Genomic DNA, 18,668 nt, shown 5'->3' on the forward strand with positions numbered 1-18,668 from the left:
GAAACCTCTAATGCGCCTTATTATATTGCGCTTTTATTTTTATAGTAAATTTGAATGTGGGTTAATGTGATATCGATCACTTTTTTACAAAAAATAGAATGGATAAGAACTTCATCTATTAAAAAATATATTAAATTAAAACACATATTAAATTAAGACATAGCAGATTATAGCAAACCATATTGCTTGATTATTTATAGGGCAGGGAAAAGTCAGTGCGCAATTCCATGCCCTTTATCGTTAATAATTAGATGTTATCACTGCCACCAACCCCTTTAAATTTTTCAACCATTGTTGCTATTTTTTCAAAAACCCGACGTTTTTTGATTAAATATTGTGGATTAAGTGGGCTCATCTTCGGTAACATTTCGTTTAATTCAGTGCCATTTTCGGTTGCATATTTGCGCTTTAATGAAGAAGCAATATAGCGTTTGGTTGCTGCTTCATTTAAATTCTCTTCTTCGATTAAGGCGTTAATTTCAGCTTGTTGCTGACGTTGTGCATATTGATAAAAAGCATCAACCGTACTGGCTTTGTCGGGAATGTTATTTAAATCCGTTTGATTAATAAACTCAACAATTAACCCTTCTTTAGCTCGGTTTTCTAAACTTGAACGAATCAATCGTTGAGTCTCTTCAACAATATCTTGTTTGGTTTTTTCTTGTTTATTTTGTTCATAAATCAGCTCAAGAATATAATCCAAATTGATTTCTTGTGATTTTAATAGATCAATTTCGAAAACCACATCATCCCAATCAATGGTTGATTGAGCTTGTTGATTAGATTCCTTTTCTCTGCGTAGCCAATCGCGGATGTCATTATAAGTTGAACGATAATTTTGAATTGCACGGTCGGTTGGCAATTTTATTGTTTGCATTTTTTGTAGATCATCATCGGTTACATTATGTCGAGCTTTAAAGGCTAGCATGGCTTGTTCATCAGTCGTATCGAGTTGTTGGAATGCTTTTAATGCCACAAATTCATCATAATTTTGCAATACATTGTCAGCACGCAAGTACTCGCCAAATAATTTAACAAACGCTATTTTATCTTTTTCGGTGATGATTTCATCAGCACGGGGAAATTTTTCTTGTAAATCGGCAATGATTGTTAAATACCCATTGTGAATATCGCCTGATACTTTATCAGTAAAACCCTGCATATATTCATCATAACTTTTTTCTAACACCACTTCTCGGGTATTGCTTTTACCAAATGTTTTTATTGCATCAATGGTAGCTTGTTCCAAATCACGAAACGCTACAATATTACCAAAGGTTTTGGTTGCATTGTAAATACGATTGGTGCGTGAAAAAGCTTGAATTAAGCCATGATACCGCAGGTTTTTATCAACAAATAATGTATTGAGTGTTGGCGCATCAAAACCCGTTAAAAACATGCCAACCACAATTAGTAAATCGATTTCCCGATTTTTTACCTTTAATGACAGATCGCGATAATAGTTTTGAAATTGTTCACTACTAACATCATAGTTTGATTTAAATTCCTTATTATAATCGTCGATTGCCATTGCTAAAAATTCTTTAGCGCTTTGATTTAAAGCGTCAGTTTCAAAGCTTTCATCGGCAAAATTACCTTGTGCGTCTTGTTCTTCATTAGCTGCATAAGAAAATATTGTTGCTATTTTTAACGGCTTGCTGGCATCTTTTTGTAATTTTTTGAACGATTCATAATAGAGTTTTGCCGCATCGACACTGCTCACGGCAAACATGGCATTAAATCCTTTACCATTGCCCATTAAACGGTGGGTTTTTTGCTTAAAATTATTCAAAATATATTGGGTAATTTGTTCAATGCGTTTTGGGTGAAGTAGTGCTTGTTTATTTTCAGCAGCGCTGAGTTTTTCTAGATTTTGTTCTTGTTCAATCGATTTAAAATTAGGGCGCACATCATTATAGTCCACTTTAAATTTTAAGACTTTTTCGTCACGAATGGCATCGGTTAACACATAAGCATGTAATTCACGACCAAACACATCCGCGGTAGTTTGTGCACCTAACGCGTTAGCTGGCATGATCGGTGTACCCGTAAAGCCAAACTGATAATATTTTTTAAACTTGCGCTTTAAGTTTTTTTGCGCTTCACCAAACTGGGAGCGGTGCGCTTCGTCAAAAATAAATACCACATGTTTATCATAGATGGCTAAATCATCTTCGCTTTTTATTAAATTGTTAAGTTTTTGAATGGTGGTAACAATAATTTTATTATCGGTTTTTTCAATATTACGCTTAAGTCCTGCGGTACTGTTTGAGCCATTGACACTATCTTTGGAAAATTTTTGATACTCTTTCATGGTTTGGAAATCGAGATCTTTACGATCCACCACAAAAAAGACTTTATCTATAAATGCTAATTCTGTTGCTAACCGTGCCGCTTTAAAACTCGTTAAGGTTTTACCAGATCCGGTTGTGTGCCAAATAAATCCTCCACTTTGTAAGCTACTCCACTTTTTGGCATGATAAGCGCTAATGATTTGCCACAATATACGCTCGGTGGCGGCAATTTGGTAAGGGCGCATAATTAACAATGTGTCATTTACATCAAGCACCGAATAAGTCAGTAACACATTTAACAGCGTGCGGCTGGCAAAAAAGGTAGCGGTAAAATCTTTTAGATCTTTTATCGGCTCGTTTTTAACATTGGCCCAATTCATTGTAAAATCAAAGCTGTTTTTATCGCGCTTAGTGGTGTTAGCAAAATAGCGCGTGTCAGTACCATTTGAGATAACAAACAGTTGTAAATATTTAAACAGTGAATTATCTTGATTAAAACTCTCTTTACTATAGCGATGCACTTGGTTAAAGGCTTCACGAATGGCAATACCCCGCTTTTTTAATTCAACTTGAACAAGGGGCAAGCCATTCACTAAAATCGTCACATCATAACGATTTGCATAATTGCCAGTTTGCTGGAATTGACGGATAACTTGTAATTTATTATTGGTGACATCTTTTTTATCTAACAGCTTGATATTTTGAATATGTCCATCATCAAAAACAAAATCATAGATATGATCGTGGTGGATTTTGCGACTTTTGTCGATCATCGACTCATTGGGTTTATCTAAATACTCTAATACAAAGCGCTGCCATTCCTTATCGGTAAACTGAATTTTGTTTAAGGTTTGTAATTGATCACGAATATTAGCCAGCAATTTTTCGTGATTATTCAGTTCGGGAAGATATTCATAACCTTGACGGACTAAATCATCAATCAGCTCTTTTTCTAACTCTTTTTCAGTTTGATAAGTCGCTGCCGGCTCTTCAAGCCTGTTGTAGTTATCTAAAATAATATAATGATTGGTTTCAGCAAGAGGTGTTGTGTAAATTGTCATAGTCCATTCCAGCTATTTAAAATTGTAATTTTCGAGTAAATGATTAAGTAAAAATGAAACGATCTGTTTTTCTGGCTCGGATGGTTCTGGGATCATTTCATTCGATAATGTTGAATGACTGGTAAAGTTGATAATCCGTGTTAAATAAACTTGTTTATCATCAGGCAGGAGTTCTGACCATTTTGGATATCCTAAAAAACAGGCCGTTTTTTCATACAAGTTACGTAATAAAGTAAAGTGATATTTTTCAATTTTCTTTTCGCTAATGGCTTGTTGCAAAATATCTTTTAAATAAAGATGATACGAAAAGCTTTGATTTGAATCTCCTTTTTTTTCTTCTAGGGCAAAATCGCCATTTTCAAATCGTTTTAAAATACAGCCTGTTTTTAAACCCAGTTCATTATACAACACATTGTAAAATAATGGGTTATGAGTGGTGATAATAAATTTAATATCCGATTTGCTGCTATTGATTAATTTAGCAATATCGACCGCTAATTGGATTAGGTGATTTTCGTCCAATGAGCTGACTGGATCATCAATAAAAATATAGCGTAACTGATCAAATTCATTGGTAGAACGTTCTTTAGGCTCAACAATATTGCGCTCTGCGATCACCAAACTAATCAAGGTGAAAAAAATACTCCAAATTAAATTATTTTCTTCCCCTTTGGAGATTTTAATATTATCAATACGTTGATCATTACCCCCTGCGAGCGAAAAAGTCACAGCGGAAAAATCCTCATTGAAATGTGGCGTTAATTTTTGCTGGGTGTAGGATTGAAAGTAGTGAGCGATGTTTTGATCCTGACCTTGGTCTTTCAAAATCCAGTCCGTAAATGAGTTAGGTTTTATGATTAATTGATGTTCACCCTCTTGGTGTTTATCATTATCCCAAGCAAACAAATCCTCAGTAAAAGCGTTATAGTAAAGGATTTTGTGCCTTGTTAAGGCTGCATTATTCTCTTTATCGCCTTTATGCTGCGATATAATTAAATTTTTAAATGTTTGAGATAAACGTGTTTTACCAGTACCGTTAAAGGCATAGATTAATTGGTTTTTTTTATCATTTTTATCCAGCTTTTCAGCAATATTCCTTAATGTGGCATTCATCTTTTTATAACTCTATCTTATGATTCTTACTCTTTCGGAAAGTCTAATAATAAATTCCGATAATATTCATATTGTTTTTGGCGTAATGCTATCTCACGCGGTAACCCCTCGGTGATTGAATTGGTAAGCGCATCGAATTTATCTAAGATTTCGACAATACGGGCTTGTTCCTTGAGTGGGGGAATGGGAATTTTTAGTTTTTCAATAACCAATCGAGGTAATCTAGGTATGCTTGAGCGTCTTACTTGAGATGAAATGTACTTTTGTTTATTTTTTAATACATGAAATAAATATCTACTTAATATATGATTTGAACATTCAAAGTAAAAACAGTCATCGGCAGCCCAAAATACTTCTGGACTATAACCGATTTCTCCAGCTGCACCAGCGCTTATTATAAATGTTGTATTCTCTTTAGTATTAGTTTTTTCATAATATCCTAAAGGTGTTAAACTATTTTGGTAGACTTTATAGCTAGCTTTTGGTGACAATTCATTTCGGACAACACGAATCCCTCTTTTTAAGGTGGCTATTTCGTCAATTGATTTCCATTCCACTTTATCATCTTTAAAGCTTAATAATTTATCTCGATAATAGTTGTATTGTTTTTTTCGTATAGTAAGTTCTGCTGTGAGCTCTGCTGTGAGCTCTGCTGTGAGCTCTGTAAATGTGTCTAAAATACGGACAATTTCGGTTTGAATCGAAAATGGAGGTACTGGAATCTTTTTATTAGCATAATTACTAATCCATTGTCTTTTATGATCATTATCTATCTTTTCATTTGGAAGTGTATTCATCCAATAATAAATATATTTTAAATTATATTTTTCTTCATCAGCTGAACTGATGATTTTCATTGCTGACGATTTAATTTTGAAATCAAAATTAACCCATTTATTTGCGGTTGTAAAATCATCAAAAATGATAACTGGATTATTTTTCCCTGCATAAATTCCAGCTATCTCATTCGTATAACCTAAAATGAAAGTTTTACCTGCCGTCAAAACAGGTGTTTTGTATTCATCATTGTAATTTGTTGATGTGACAAGATATTTGGTAGGTTGTTCATAATTTGTTACTTCATCCAAATTTTTCCACTCAACCTCAATACCTTTCAGCAGTTCAATTATATTATTACGCTTAATCATCCCTCAATCTCCGCCACAATCGTGTCAATTTGGGAGCGTAAGCTATCAATTTTAGCTACGGTATCTTTTATTTCGGCATTAAGCTGGGTGATATCAATCACTTCACGGGTATTTTCGGCTTCCACATACGAACTGACCGATAGATTATAGTCATTTTCCGCAATGGTTTGATTATCAACTGATTTAGCAAAATATTCGATATCTTGCTTGCTAGCAAATACTTGCATAATTTCTTGAATATGTTTATCAGTGAGCACATTATTATTGGTCTCTTTTTTAAAGAGTTTGCTAGCATCAATAAATTGTGTTGTTTTGACGGTTTTATTTTTGGCAAGCACTAAAATATTAACCGCAATCGAGGTACCATAAAATAAGTTGGGTGCCAGTGAAATTACGGTTTCAACAAAATCATTATCGACCAAATATTTGCGAATTTTTTGTTCCGCACCACCACGATAAAATATCCCCGGAAAAGTAACAATTGCCGCTCGCCCACACTCGGACAGGTAACTTAGTGCATGCATAATAAAAGCAAAATCGGCTTTCGATTTTGGTGCCAGCACGCCAGCAGGTGCGTATCGGTCATCATTAATTAAGGTTGGATCATCACTGCCAATCCATTTAATTGAATAGGGTGGATTAGAAACGATTGCATCAAATGGTTTTTCGTCGCCAAATTTTGGGTTAAGTAGCGTGTCGCCTAAAGCTATTTCGAATTTATCATAGTTGATATTGTGTAAAAACATATTCATTCGAGCAAGGTTATAGGTGGTATGATTAATCTCTTGACCGAAAAATCCATCCTCAATGATATGTTCATCAAACTGTTTTTTCGCTTGTAACAATAAAGAACCCGAACCTGCCGCTGGGTCATAGATTTTATTGACCTTTGTTTGATTATGTAAGGCTAATTGTGAGATCAATTTCGACACATTCGGCGGCGTAAAAAATTCACCACCAGATTTACCGGCATTCGAGGCATAATTAGAAATCAAAAACTCATAAGCATCGCCAAACAGATCAATTTGATTGTCTGCAAAATCACCAAAATCAAGTTCGGCAACACCATTAAGTACTGCGGCTAACCGTTTGTTTTTATCGGCAACTGTATTACCTAAGCGATTGCTGGTGGTATCAAAATCGGCAAATAATCCTTTAATATCACTTTCTGATGGGTAACCAATAGCAGAACTTTCAATTGCATTAAAAATATCGGCTAGGTCAGTATTTAAGCTTGGATTGGTATTTGCATTAGCAACAACATTACAAAATAGTTGGTCGGGATAGATAAAATAGCCTTTGGTTTTTATGGCATCTTGCTTGGCTTCATCGGTAATAATATCGGTAGATAACGTGCTGTAATCAATACTGCCATCATCGCCTTGAATATAATTGGCAAAATTTTCACTAATAAAGCGATAAAACAAAGAACCAAGTACATACTGTTTAAAATCCCAACCATCGACTGCACCCCGTACCTCGTCGGCAATTTTCCAGATTTGGCGTTGTAGTTGCTCGCGTTGTTGGGTACTAGTGCTTGATTGAGAATCAATCGAAGTCATATTTTATGTTCCTAAGTAAAGATAAGATATTAGTAACTATAAAATAAATCATCTTTTTTATAGTTACTTTACGTCAATATAATAGTAGTTTAACTCTTATTTTCCATTTGCGGACTTTTCATTTGTTTTACTGAAGTTAAATCTATAGCTAATAATCTTTCTAGCCTTTCAAGTATCCAATTATACCGATCTTGTAACGCTTTTTCATGCCATTGTTGGTTAAAAGTTCTTTGATTGAAATCATCTAATACTTTTTGAGAAAGGCGAAAAGCTGTTGTATTATCGGTATGATTACCTTGATACACAGTCATTTTGATATTAAAAGGATTATTACTAGCATCAATATTTTTTTTACCACTCAGTAGTGTTAAATTAGCGATACTATGTAACCATTTGTTTTTTACTTCTTCTGTTATATAACTCCACGCAGAAATACTTTTATATTTTTTGGGTAATATATGTTCAAGATGTAAGTCGTTATTAAGTTTTAATAAAATAGGATTAGATTGATCGGTTAAATCATATTCAATTAAAATCAAAAGAGGTTTAATCCAAGCTTCTTTGTCAACCACATTAGAAGTTAATTGTGATATTGCCAATTCGTAAATCTTTTCCGAATTTAATTTATTAGAAAAAATAGCTCTTAAATAGTTAATATGTTTTTTTTCTTTGACTGCTTTGATGATGTTAAAAGAAGTCTGTTTTACTTGCGATAATGTTTTACCAGCAATCCAATATAAATAATAAAATCGCCTTAGTTCAAAAACTAAGTCATCAAAATTTTTATACTCTGTTGTAATTGCGGTCATTAATATTGCTTTCCAATAATTACTCCATCTTAAATATCTAAACGAATAAATATTTTTATCTTTTGAACAATATATCTTTTCATAATAATTAATAACAAACAGCTTTAATGAGGATATGACTTGATTTGGATCTTGATTTTCGAATAAGTCTTGTAGCTCTTCTGTAAATGATTTTTTTTGGTTTGAGCCCAACAAATAATGGGCATAAATAATAAACAAATCATTTAAACTCATATCATCACATTGTTTAATATATTGTTCCATTTCATGCCAATCAGACATAAAATTTTCTTCTTTTAATTTTGATGTAGATAAATCATCTTTGTATTTTTTATAAAGCTTTTCTAATAAAAAGCTTTTTATTAAGTCTGCTGAAGTTAAATCTAAACCTCTATTATTAAGTACTTGAAACAATTTAATAGCAAAATCACGGCTAGTACAATCAATACGTATTATCTTAACTTGGTAAAATAGATAATTGATTAACTTGCCAAGCTGGCTTTTGGGCAATGAATTCAATTTCTCTTTAAAAATTAGTGCGGTATTAATAAATTTGAATTTGGGTTCTTGGTCATTCTTAATTTGATATTTATATGGGGAAGATAATATTTTGGTTGCTCCATCGTTTAAAATATATGTTTCAAAGTCAGATTGATGAGAGCTATGGGTATGTAACCTTAAACGTGAAGCGCGGCTATTAAAGATAATGGCAGAACGAATAATATCTATATTTACAGAAAGTGGATTGGAATTATCATCTACATTAAGGCGTGGAAAATAATCGCGTATTACGCAAAATAGTATCATTAAAGTAGTTAATCTTTGTTGCCCATCAACAACATCAATGTAAGGAGATAAAGGTTCATCATGAGAATTAGCTGTGATAACAGAACCAAGAAAGTAATTTGGCACATGATTTTCATACGATTCTAATATGTCATCCCATAGCTGTTCAACTTGCTCACTTTCCCATTTATAGGGCCTTTGATACTTGGGTATTTTATAAAGATTTTTTGTATCACCAAATAATTCACTAATCGATAAACTACGGGGTTTAAAAGAGTCTTCCATATTTATACCTATTTGTATTTTTGCTCGCTTAATTCGAAGTTATTAAATTATTTGCCTTTATTCTACTAGTTTACTGGTTTTATATAAATTAAAATTATAAATAATTTTAAAAAAAGATTGATACAATTATTAAATCTAAACAGAACAATATCCATTGTACTTTTCATTGATTTGTAAAAGCTATGTTATCAATAAAAAAGCATCTTACGATGCTTTTTGTAAGGAAAGAAAAAGGAATGGTGATTATTTTATGCCATACTCAGCCCGATAAGCTTCAACTTGTTTTACTTGATCTTGTCGCTCTGGGGATTGATAGAGGTATTGGATCAAATCATCTAATGTGATAATTGAAATCACATCACAATGATAAGTTTGTTTAATTTCTTGGATTGCTGATAGCTCACCACGACCTTTTTCTTGTCGGTCTAAACAAATTAGTACACCAGCAAGTTTAGATTGGTTATCTTCTAATATTCTCATCGATTCACGAATCGCCGTACCAGCGGTAATAACATCATCAACTAGCATAACTCGTTGCTGATAAATTGAACTGCCGACTAGGTTGCCACCTTCGCCATGGTCTTTAGCCTCTTTGCGATTAAAACAATAAGGTACATCGGCATTATGGTGTTCTGATAGTGCAACAACGGTTGAAGAAACAATCGGAATACCTTTATAAGCAGGGCCAAAAATGACATCATATTCTAAGTTGGCATCCATCAACGCAGCTGCATAAAAACGGCCTAATAAAGCCAGATCTTTACCAGTATTAAATAATCCAGCATTAAAGAAATAGGGGCTTTTTCTCCCCGATTTTAATGTGAACTCGCCAAATTTTAATGCTTGCCTATCTAAAGCAAATTCAATAAATTCACTTTTATATGATTTCATCGGTTTTCTCCAATTAGCTGTTTAGTCGTTCAAAGCTTGTTTTTGCGCATCAATAATGGCGGCTATCCCATTTTTTGCTAATCCTAATAACGTTAACAGCTCTTCATGGCTAAATGGTTCACCTTCCGCGGTGCCTTGTATTTCAATAATTCGTCCGTCATCTGTCATTACAACATTCATATCGGTTTCTGCATTTGAATCTTCTATATATTCCAAATCACAAAGCGCTTGACCATCTACAATGCCGACAGATACAGCTGCAACTAAAGATTTAATTGGGTTTTGCTTAATTTTACCTTCGGCAACCATGTTATTAATGGCATCGTTCAGCGCAACACAAGCCCCAGTAATTGATGCTGTTCTTGTACCACCATCGGCTTGAATGACATCGCAATCTAGCGTGATAGTGTATTCACCTAATAATTCTAAATCGATCATTGCGCGTAATGATCGGGCAATAAGTCGTTGAATTTCCATGGTTCGGCCTGTTTGTTTGCCTTTAGCCGCTTCACGTTGGGTACGTGAATTGGTTGCTCGTGGTAACATACCGTATTCGGCTGTTACCCAACCTTGATTTTTGCCTTTTAGAAAACGTGGTACTCCTTCATCAACAGTGGCATTACAAAGCACTTTGGTTTCACCAAATTCAACTAGTACAGAGCCTTCTGCATGCTTAGTATAATGACGGGTTATTTTTATAGGGCGGATTTGTTCCGCAGATCGACCAGACGGGCGCATGCAATTCTCCAATTGTTACAATTAAAAAATATCGTTTTGAACTCATTATTTAGGAGGACATCAACAAGATAGGGTTAATGTTTAGCCTAAGCTAAGAGCGCATTATACAGAATATATGATACAATGCCCAGCAAGTTTTTATTATTTTAAGGTGTTATTATGATTTGCAGTATGACCGCCTATGCAAGAAAAGAATTAAGTCAACCATGGGGAACCGCTTCTTGGGAGCTACGTTCAGTCAATCAACGTTATTTAGAAACTTACATTCGCTTGCCAGAACAGTTTCGTTCACTTGAACCTATCATCCGTGAAAAATTACGGAGTCGTTTAACTCGAGGAAAAATTGAATGTAATTTACGTTTTGAGCTAGATCCTGCGGGGCAACATCAAGAACTCTTGTTAAATAAAGATTTGGCTAAACAAATACTTAATGCAGCAAGTTGGGTACAATCCGAGCATCAATCAGGGCAAACCAACCCTATTGATGTGTTACGTTGGCCAGGGGTTTTATCGGCTAAAGAGCAAAATCTGGATGCGATTTCCCAAGAAATTATAGTCTTATTAGATAGTGCGATTGATGATTTTATTACCGTGCGTGAGCGTGAGGGTAAAGCGCTTAGCGATTTGATTGTTAAACGCTTAGAAGCTATTACTGTTGAAGTTAATAAGATTCGCAATTACATGCCTCAAATACTTGAGTGGCAAAAAGAACGTTTAAAAAGCAAATTGCAAGAAGCCAATATTGAACTTGACCATTCCCGCTTAGAACAAGAGATAGTGATGCTTGCTCAACGTATAGATGTCGCCGAAGAACTTGATCGACTAATGACACACGTTAAAGAAACCTATTCTATTTTGAAGAAAAACGAAGCGATTGGACGTAGGTTAGATTTTATGATGCAAGAATTTAATCGTGAATCGAACACTATTGCCTCTAAATCAATTAATGCAGATGTTACAGCTAGCGCAATTGAACTTAAAGTACTCATTGAACAAATTAGAGAGCAAGTACAAAACATTGAATAATGACTTGATTAATGAGCCGATATCTTGGTAGTCTAGCTGTTGTATTAGCTTCTATTTTATGGAGGGCAATGTAGCCACATTTGCTCCCTCACTTTCTTCCTTGTTTATTGGCGCAGTTGCAATGGGGATTGGTGGGATTTTGCAGTGTGTTTTAGCTGTCTCTAAAATCATTAACGAGCGTGACTTGTTAATCCAGCATATCTATTTTCTTATTGTTGGTGCTATTTGCCGCAATGATTTATCCTTTAGCTCTTTATTCATCAATGCGATTATCGGGCGTGACAATTGGTACGGTTGTATCTATTGGCTCGGCGTCGATTCTCTTGGTTGTAATTGAATATGTGAACGGTGACTTTCGCTTAACTAGATGCTGGTTAATTGGCGCAATGTTTGGCATTTTAGGGATAATACTACTGTCACTTTCAGAAAATAATTTAATAAGCGTTCAAAGTAATCATATCATCTTTGGTGTTTTACTTGGTTTGGTTGCTGTATTTACTTATGCTTTATACTCATGGCCAGTGCATCAGTTTTAGTTAATGTTGAAAGAAATATCAACTAAGCCAGCCATGGGGCAACTTTTGGTTGTGGAGGCGTATTATTAATACCCATCATGGTGCTAACTGGTTTTGGTGTATGTGATTCATTAACGAATATGACAGTTTGTGTCTATATGGCATTAGTCCCTATGTTTGTAGGATATCTTTGTTATGGATTTGGCTTATCAAAAATATCCGCTAGTACCGCAACAACTATCACTCTGCTTGAGCCTGTAATAGCGGCAGTTTTAGCAATTTTGGTAGTAGGCGAAACATTGCCTTTAATGGGGTGTATCGGTATTTTCTTTATTCTTATTTGTCTTGCTTTAATAACGATTGATATAAACAAGTAAGTTATCAAAAAACAAGGATATGCAAGCAAGGCATTACACTTCTCATTTTTTATTACTTATCGTTAAAAAATATTCTCTACTTATTTTTAAGTTAAACGGGTATTGATAAAATTTAAATTAAAAAAACACAATGGTAATATAAATATGCCAATATTATGATGAAAGATAAAAGTTTGAAAAAATTATTAATCAAAGGGTTACTAATTCTATTTTTAGCTGGTTTTGTCAATGCTGACACCAATAATACCTCACTAAAAAACTTACCGATTGATGATGCCATTAAATTAGCTACTGACGCCAATAATGCAAAAGCCCAATAAAATTAGGTTAAATGCAATAAAGCTTATGAAGTCTTAATTTTGGTTTACGCATCAATAAAAACATATATTATTGATATTTGTTAAATTATAATTATTTTGATGAATTAAAACATCAACCCCAACAATATAATAGATATTACAATAAGAGGAAAGAATAATGAAAAAACTATTAACTACAGGCTTACTATTTATACTTTTAGCTGGTTTTGCTAATGCTGATACTGATAAAACTTCGCTAAAAGACTTACCATTTGATGAAGTGATGAAAATGGCAACCGAAAAAAATGATGCAAAAGCGCAGTATGATTTGGGTGTTCGATATGATCGCGGCGAAGGAGTTGAACAAGACTATGCTAAAGCAAGAGAATGGTATGAAAAATCAGCTGCTCAAGGTTATGCGAGTGCTCAATCTAATTTAGGTGTTTATTACGATTATGGTACGGGTGTTGAGCAAGATTATGTGAAAGCAAAAGAGTGGTACGAAAAAGCAGCCGCTCAAAATGATGATTACGCTCAATATAATTTAGGTATCTTATACAGTGAAGGGAGAGGAGTAGAAAAAGATGTGTCTAAAGCCAGAGAACTATTTGAAAAATCTGCGAAACAAGGTCTTGCCAATGCGCAATATAATTTAGCTATTATGTACTTACAAGGCGAGGGTGTAAAAAAAGATATAGTTACAGCAAAAGAATGGCTCGAAAAAGCCGCTATACAAGGTGTGCCACAAGCACAATTTAATTTGGGTGTCATGTATGAAAATGGTCAAGTTGTAAAAAAAGATCATAAAAAAGCCATGGAATGGATTGAAAAAGCGTGTAAAAACGGAGTTAATCATTCACTTTGTAACTAAAGCGTACTTTTAACCTGCAATACCAATAAAACTCGATTAAACGCAAAAAGGGGGAAATGAACTACTCCCCCTTTTGTTAATGTTATATTAAAATAATTCTAATTAGCTGCTGTGTGGATTCTTGTTCTGATTGATTTAAAATACCAAACAAGTACAGTCAAAGCGATACCAGCAGATAATAAATCCGCGATGGGTGATGAAGCCCAAACGCCATTAAGCCCAAAGAATAATGGCAAAATATAGAGTGTTGGCAATAAGATGAGGATCTGCCTTGAAAGGCTGAGCAAAATAGAAATTTTTGCTATACCAATACATTGGAAAAAGCTGGTTGTCACCATTTGAAAGCCAACAAAAACAAAAGACAGTGTAGTAAATCGTAAAGCAATAGCCGAAAGTTGCACTAAATCTTCCTCCGAACTAAAAGCTCGTACTAACATATCTGGAATAAAAAATCCTAACATAAAACCGAGCGAAGTCACCACTGTAGCCACTTTAACAGCATAAAAAAAAGTTTTTTTAACGCGATCATAATTTTTAGCACCATAATTATAACCAATAATAGGTTGCATACCTTGATTGATACCAATAACAATCATAATCACTAAAGTAATAAGCCGGTTAGCATTCGAATAAGCCGCAATCGAATCATCACCAGATATATCTGCAAGTGGCGCATAGCGGTTAAGTTGCCAGTTAATAAACACCACAACAATTGATGTTGCTACTTGCATTGAAAAAGGCGACAAACCGATTGATATCACTGATTTAGCAATTGAAAAGTCCAGCTTAAAATTACGACGATAAAGTTTGATATTACTATTCTTATTTAAAAAGTGTTGCATAACAAATACAAAGCTAATCATCATCGATAGCGTTGTTGCAAAAGCTGCTCCGCGCATGCCCCAACCTAAACCAATAATAAAAATTGGCGCCAAAATGATATTGGCAATTACGCTAACAAACATGGTGACCATCGCTTTAAAGGGATAACCGCTCGCTCGCATCATATTATTGTAGTTAAAGGTAAGCGTTAAAAAGATACTGCCGGGTAAAAAAATCGTTAAAAACTCTCGGGCATAGACATGATTCTCTGGGCTTGAACCCACAAAGTGCAACACAGGATCAACAAAATAGAGCAATAACGAAAGCGTAATGCCACTCAGCACTGCGGTTAGCATAAACGAGGTACCTGCGACTTTTTCGGCTTTCTCATTCTCGCCACGACCTAAAAAAATCGAAATTCGACTAGCAGAACCAATACCTACTAGCATACCAATGCCTGCAGCTAGGTTCATAACTGGCAAAATAATACCAGCACCGCTTAATGCTTCACGGCCAATCCAGTGACCAATAAAAATGCCGTCAATAATGTTATAAAGCGTATTGACAATCGCTCCAATTACGGCGGGCAGTGCATATTGCCAAAATAATGCACTAATTTTTTTATTTTTAAAATCGTTATAAACATCAAGAGAGTGAGCCATTGCTTTTAATTTCCTGCTGTTAAATATGTACAGAAGTTACAGATAACTATGTGTTTGAGTTAAAAGAATATAATCATTATTGAAATTCGTTATGATTTATTCATGCCAGTTTGTTGGTTATATTACCAAAATAATAAACGCGGTTTGTTATTTTTACTTATTTTTAATTATTACTGACAGTGGTCTATAGCAACTACCCTAATATATTCATTGCCATTATGGCGGTTAAATCTTGTCAAAAAATTTTAGGTAATGATGCATTTGAGTATCTATTTGATGCAATTTGATTGTGCTAGTTTAACAGACTGGTAAATTGTTAATAGCACTTTTTCAACGCTTTGATAAAATAACGCTCTTAATGATTATTGCGATCCAATAGGAACCTCACCAATGAGCGTACAGATAGAAAAGATCATACTGCATAAATTAATTAGAAAAAGTGATACAGAAATCGAACTGCAACTTCGTGATTCAATGCTAAGTAATGAGCAGGCGGTTGTTAATCTAATTGAAGATATCAACCGTATTTATAACAACAAAAGCAAAGCTTATGGGCTATTTAATAGCGACAGCTTGTTTGAGCAATCGCTAAAAGAGTTACGTCTTGGTAATCAAGACTTTTTACATTTTAGTCAGGAATCAACCAAACAACTGCGTAATGAACTGGCTAAATATCCTTTTGCTGAAGGGGGCACGGTCGTATTTTGTCAGTATCGCTATTTAGCGGTTGAATACCTGATTATTGCGGTATTAAACAGCTGTTTAAGTATGCTAGTTAATGAAGACTTAGATATTAGCGAAACGCAATACCTAGATATCGCTCATGCTGACATTATTGCTCGAGTTGACATTACCGAGTGGGAAACCGAAGCTGACTCAAAACGGTACTTAACTTTTTTAAAAGGACGAGTAGGGCGAAAAGTATCTGACTTTTTTATGGACTATTTAGGTGCAAGTGAGGGATTAGATGCAAAAGCGCAAAATAAAACGCTGGTCAAAGCGGTTGATGATTACTGTCAAGAAATGCAATTTGACAAACAAGACAAAACCAGCGCGCGCGAAAACGTTTATAACTACTGTCAAGCCCAATTACAAGCAGGCGAAGAAATTGAACTGAAAAATTTGGCCAACGAACTACCAGCCAGTGTTGACAATAACTTTATTGAATTTATTAAAAATAGTGAATATGATTTAGAAGAAACCTTTCCCGTTGATCGCAGTGCACTGCGTCAGCTTAAAAAATTCTCAGGTAGTGGTGGGGGATTAACATTAAGCTTCGATTCGAATTTATTAGGGGAGCGCATTAAGTGGGATCCGCAAACTGACTCTCTAGTGATTAAAGGGGTTCCACCTAATTTACGTGATCAGCTACAACGCAATAGCGGTTCCAACTAATTATCAACCAACAACGTTATTAGGACACAACATGAAATACATTGGTGCACATGTAAGTGCAGCAGGTGGGGTAGACAATGCCCCAATTAACGCCTATCAAATTGGCGCAACCGCATTTGCGCTATTTACCAAAAATCAACGACAATGGCACGCCAAACCGCTTGAGCCCACAATCATCGACAGCTTCAAAAAACGTTGCGAAAGGTATGGCTTTACTAGCAAACAGATCTTACCGCACGATAGTTACTTAATTAATTTAGGCCATCCAGATCGAGAACAGCTCGAAAAATCTCGCACTGCCTTTTTAGACGAAATGCAACGGTGCGAACAGCTAGGACTGACATTACTTAATTTTCACCCAGGTAGTGACTTAAAACAGATTTCGGTTGATGAATGTTTATCGCGCATTGCCGAATCGATTAATATCACGCTTGATAAAACACAAAATGTGGTTGCTGTTATTGAAAATACTGCGGGGCAAGGATCTAACTTAGGCTATAAATTTGAACATTTAGCGCAAATTATTGATCAAGTTGAAGACAAAAAACGAGTGGGGGTTTGTATTGATACTTGCCATGCTTTTGCCGCAGGTTATGATCTCCGTACTGAAAAAGCCTGCCAAGAAACCTTTGCCGAATTTGAAAAAATTGTAGGTTTTCAATACTTGCGAGGCATGCATTTAAACGACGCCAAAAGCGAATTTGCCAGCCATGTCGATCGTCATTATAGCCTAGGCAAAGGCAATATTGGCGAAGCTGCCTTTAAATATATTATGCAAGATCCAAAAATTGACGAAATTCCGCTTATTTTAGAAACCATTGATCCGGATATTTGGGCACAAGAAATTGCTTGGTTAAAGGAGCAAGTGAACTTATGATAAAAAAAGTATTCTACTTTTTTTGTATTTTTACTTTAGCTATGCCTAGTTTTTATAATTATGCAAAAAACCTTGAAAACAACACTTTGATAGAGTTTGATGGTAGTGGTTATCGGAAGGATATTCGAGTATATTCACTAGCACCTATTGATTATATTAAAGATGATCCTAACTTTATGTTTGTTTCATTATCTGATGATATTAAGTTATATGATGAAGAAAATAAGGAAAGTGTTTTTTTGATTCCAGAAGGCAAAAGAAAAAATTATAAAAAGAAAGAATATTTATTAACTGATTCGTATCGAGCTAAGTTCTTTTCTGAAGTGGGGATATCTGAAGACGATACTGTTTTTATTTATGATTATGATCAAAATTATTTAAAATCATTTCCTATTAATAGCTTAAAAGTTTTAGCTATTGTTAATCCTTATAAAGACGCAGATGATGGTCCTTTCCATTTATCTGATTATATGTTTGGTTTTAAATTAGATTCAAAAGGATTGAAAGATTATTCATATAGCAATCTTGTTTATATTGGTAAAGAAAATCCTTTTGTTCAAAAGCCCTTAACGCCTTTATTTTGGAACAAAATTGATGAAAAGGATTCTCCTGTTCTTGATGAAAATGATGACATTACCTCTTTAGCATTTGATGGCGACTTGAAAGATTTAAAAAAAGTGGATAGTTATTTGGCTCAAGCAAATGGTTTTCGTTTTTTTATAAAAAATTATACAATAAAAAATGAAAGTGCACTTTTCCATAGTGGTGAAATCATCGCAAGACATTTAATTATATTAGACTCTGACTCCAATATAATAACGAATGTGATTGACGGTATAATGGAAGGCGACATGTTTTACCCGTTAAATAACTTAAATAGCAAAGATGAGCCTATATATCAATGGACAGGTAAAATTTTAAAGAATGAACCACCTGTTGTATTTGGTTTTAAATCATCATCGTTTGCTTGTACTCCTGTTTTTCAATTTATGCACCCATTGCACGACTATTTTGTCCCAAGGTGTGATGCTCGGCACTGATATCCGATAAATTATTTTTATCTGAAAAACCGTAAAATCTCGTTCTTGAGAGGAAGAAGATATTAGAAGAAGATGTTAATAGAGTAAATTTTATGTA

The 18,668-nt window shown here is 34.4% G+C and carries 16 protein-coding genes; 8 read left to right on the plus strand and 8 right to left on the minus strand.

Annotated elements, in window-relative coordinates; translation table 11 throughout:
• Window positions 1-247: 247 nt before the first annotated feature.
• The 7 genes from A9G40_RS08770 to rph all read right to left on the minus strand — a co-directional run bounded on the left by A9G40_RS08770 (window position 248) and on the right by rph (window position 10,687).
• Window positions 248-3,355 (minus strand): type I restriction endonuclease subunit R, encoded by a 3,108-nt coding sequence (locus A9G40_RS08770; RefSeq protein ID WP_065582738.1) that lies wholly within the window; start codon window positions 3,353-3,355, stop codon window positions 248-250.
• A 12-nt stretch (window positions 3,356-3,367) separates the two neighbouring features.
• On the minus strand, window positions 3,368-4,468 hold the full coding sequence (locus tag A9G40_RS08775; RefSeq protein ID WP_065582739.1) for an anticodon nuclease: 1,101 nt from the start codon (window positions 4,466-4,468) through the stop codon (window positions 3,368-3,370).
• A 26-nt stretch (window positions 4,469-4,494) separates the two neighbouring features.
• Entirely contained in the window at window positions 4,495-5,616 is a 1,122-nt protein-coding gene (locus tag A9G40_RS08780; protein WP_065582740.1) for a restriction endonuclease subunit S, read from the minus strand.
• Window positions 5,613-7,178 (minus strand): type I restriction-modification system subunit M, encoded by a 1,566-nt coding sequence (locus tag A9G40_RS08785; RefSeq protein WP_065582741.1) that lies wholly within the window; start codon window positions 7,176-7,178, stop codon window positions 5,613-5,615. The genes A9G40_RS08780 and A9G40_RS08785 overlap by 4 nt, the downstream gene beginning before the upstream one ends.
• A gap of 89 nt (window positions 7,179-7,267) precedes the next feature.
• Complete coding sequence (locus tag A9G40_RS08790; protein WP_065582742.1) at window positions 7,268-9,058, minus strand: DUF262 domain-containing protein; 1,791 nt, start codon at window positions 9,056-9,058, stop codon at window positions 7,268-7,270.
• A 243-nt stretch (window positions 9,059-9,301) separates the two neighbouring features.
• Entirely contained in the window at window positions 9,302-9,949 is a 648-nt protein-coding gene (pyrE, locus tag A9G40_RS08795) for an orotate phosphoribosyltransferase (RefSeq protein WP_065582743.1), read from the minus strand.
• A gap of 21 nt (window positions 9,950-9,970) precedes the next feature.
• Entirely contained in the window at window positions 9,971-10,687 is a 717-nt protein-coding gene (gene rph, locus A9G40_RS08800; RefSeq protein WP_065582744.1) for a ribonuclease PH, read from the minus strand.
• 159 nt (window positions 10,688-10,846) lie between these two features.
• On the opposite strand from rph, the gene A9G40_RS08805 reads away from it, so the two are divergent.
• The 5 genes from A9G40_RS08805 to A9G40_RS08815 all read left to right on the plus strand — a co-directional run bounded on the left by A9G40_RS08805 (window position 10,847) and on the right by A9G40_RS08815 (window position 13,775).
• Entirely contained in the window at window positions 10,847-11,713 is an 867-nt protein-coding gene (locus A9G40_RS08805; RefSeq protein ID WP_065582745.1) for a YicC/YloC family endoribonuclease, read from the plus strand.
• A 58-nt stretch (window positions 11,714-11,771) separates the two neighbouring features.
• Window positions 11,772-12,050, plus strand: a complete 279-nt coding sequence (locus A9G40_RS15315; RefSeq protein ID WP_218057995.1) for a hypothetical protein — start codon at window positions 11,772-11,774, stop codon at window positions 12,048-12,050.
• Between the two features lie 276 nt (window positions 12,051-12,326).
• Window positions 12,327-12,605, plus strand: a complete 279-nt coding sequence (locus A9G40_RS15320; RefSeq protein WP_218057784.1) for a DMT family transporter — start codon at window positions 12,327-12,329, stop codon at window positions 12,603-12,605.
• Window positions 12,606-12,760: 155 nt separating this feature from the next.
• Window positions 12,761-12,925 carry a hypothetical protein gene (locus A9G40_RS15020; protein WP_176700468.1) on the plus strand — a complete coding sequence of 55 codons (165 nt, stop codon included), beginning with the start codon at window positions 12,761-12,763 and terminating at the stop codon, window positions 12,923-12,925.
• 157 nt (window positions 12,926-13,082) lie between these two features.
• Window positions 13,083-13,775, plus strand: coding sequence for a tetratricopeptide repeat protein (locus A9G40_RS08815; protein WP_065582746.1), 693 nt, complete (start codon window positions 13,083-13,085; stop codon window positions 13,773-13,775).
• A 98-nt stretch (window positions 13,776-13,873) separates the two neighbouring features.
• On the opposite strand, the gene A9G40_RS08820 is transcribed toward A9G40_RS08815, so the two are convergent.
• Window positions 13,874-15,259 carry an MATE family efflux transporter gene (locus A9G40_RS08820; RefSeq protein ID WP_065582747.1) on the minus strand — a complete coding sequence of 462 codons (1,386 nt, stop codon included), beginning with the start codon at window positions 15,257-15,259 and terminating at the stop codon, window positions 13,874-13,876.
• 390 nt (window positions 15,260-15,649) lie between these two features.
• On the opposite strand from A9G40_RS08820, the gene yejK reads away from it, so the two are divergent.
• From yejK to A9G40_RS08835, 3 genes are read left to right on the plus strand one after another with little or no spacing between them, the layout of a single operon-like run.
• Window positions 15,650-16,654: a nucleoid-associated protein YejK gene (gene yejK / locus A9G40_RS08825; RefSeq protein ID WP_065582748.1), complete on the plus strand. Its 1,005-nt coding sequence runs from the start codon at window positions 15,650-15,652 to the stop codon at window positions 16,652-16,654.
• 31 nt (window positions 16,655-16,685) lie between these two features.
• Window positions 16,686-17,531 (plus strand): deoxyribonuclease IV, encoded by an 846-nt coding sequence (gene nfo / locus A9G40_RS08830; protein WP_065582749.1) that lies wholly within the window; start codon window positions 16,686-16,688, stop codon window positions 17,529-17,531.
• Window positions 17,528-18,571, plus strand: a complete 1,044-nt coding sequence (locus A9G40_RS08835; RefSeq protein ID WP_065582750.1) for a hypothetical protein — start codon at window positions 17,528-17,530, stop codon at window positions 18,569-18,571. The genes nfo and A9G40_RS08835 overlap by 4 nt, the downstream gene beginning before the upstream one ends.
• Window positions 18,572-18,668 lie beyond the last annotated feature (97 nt).

The organism is Gilliamella sp. Nev3-1, assembly GCF_001690435.1.
Classification (GTDB): Bacteria; Pseudomonadota; Gammaproteobacteria; order Enterobacterales; family Orbaceae; genus Gilliamella; species Gilliamella apicola_C.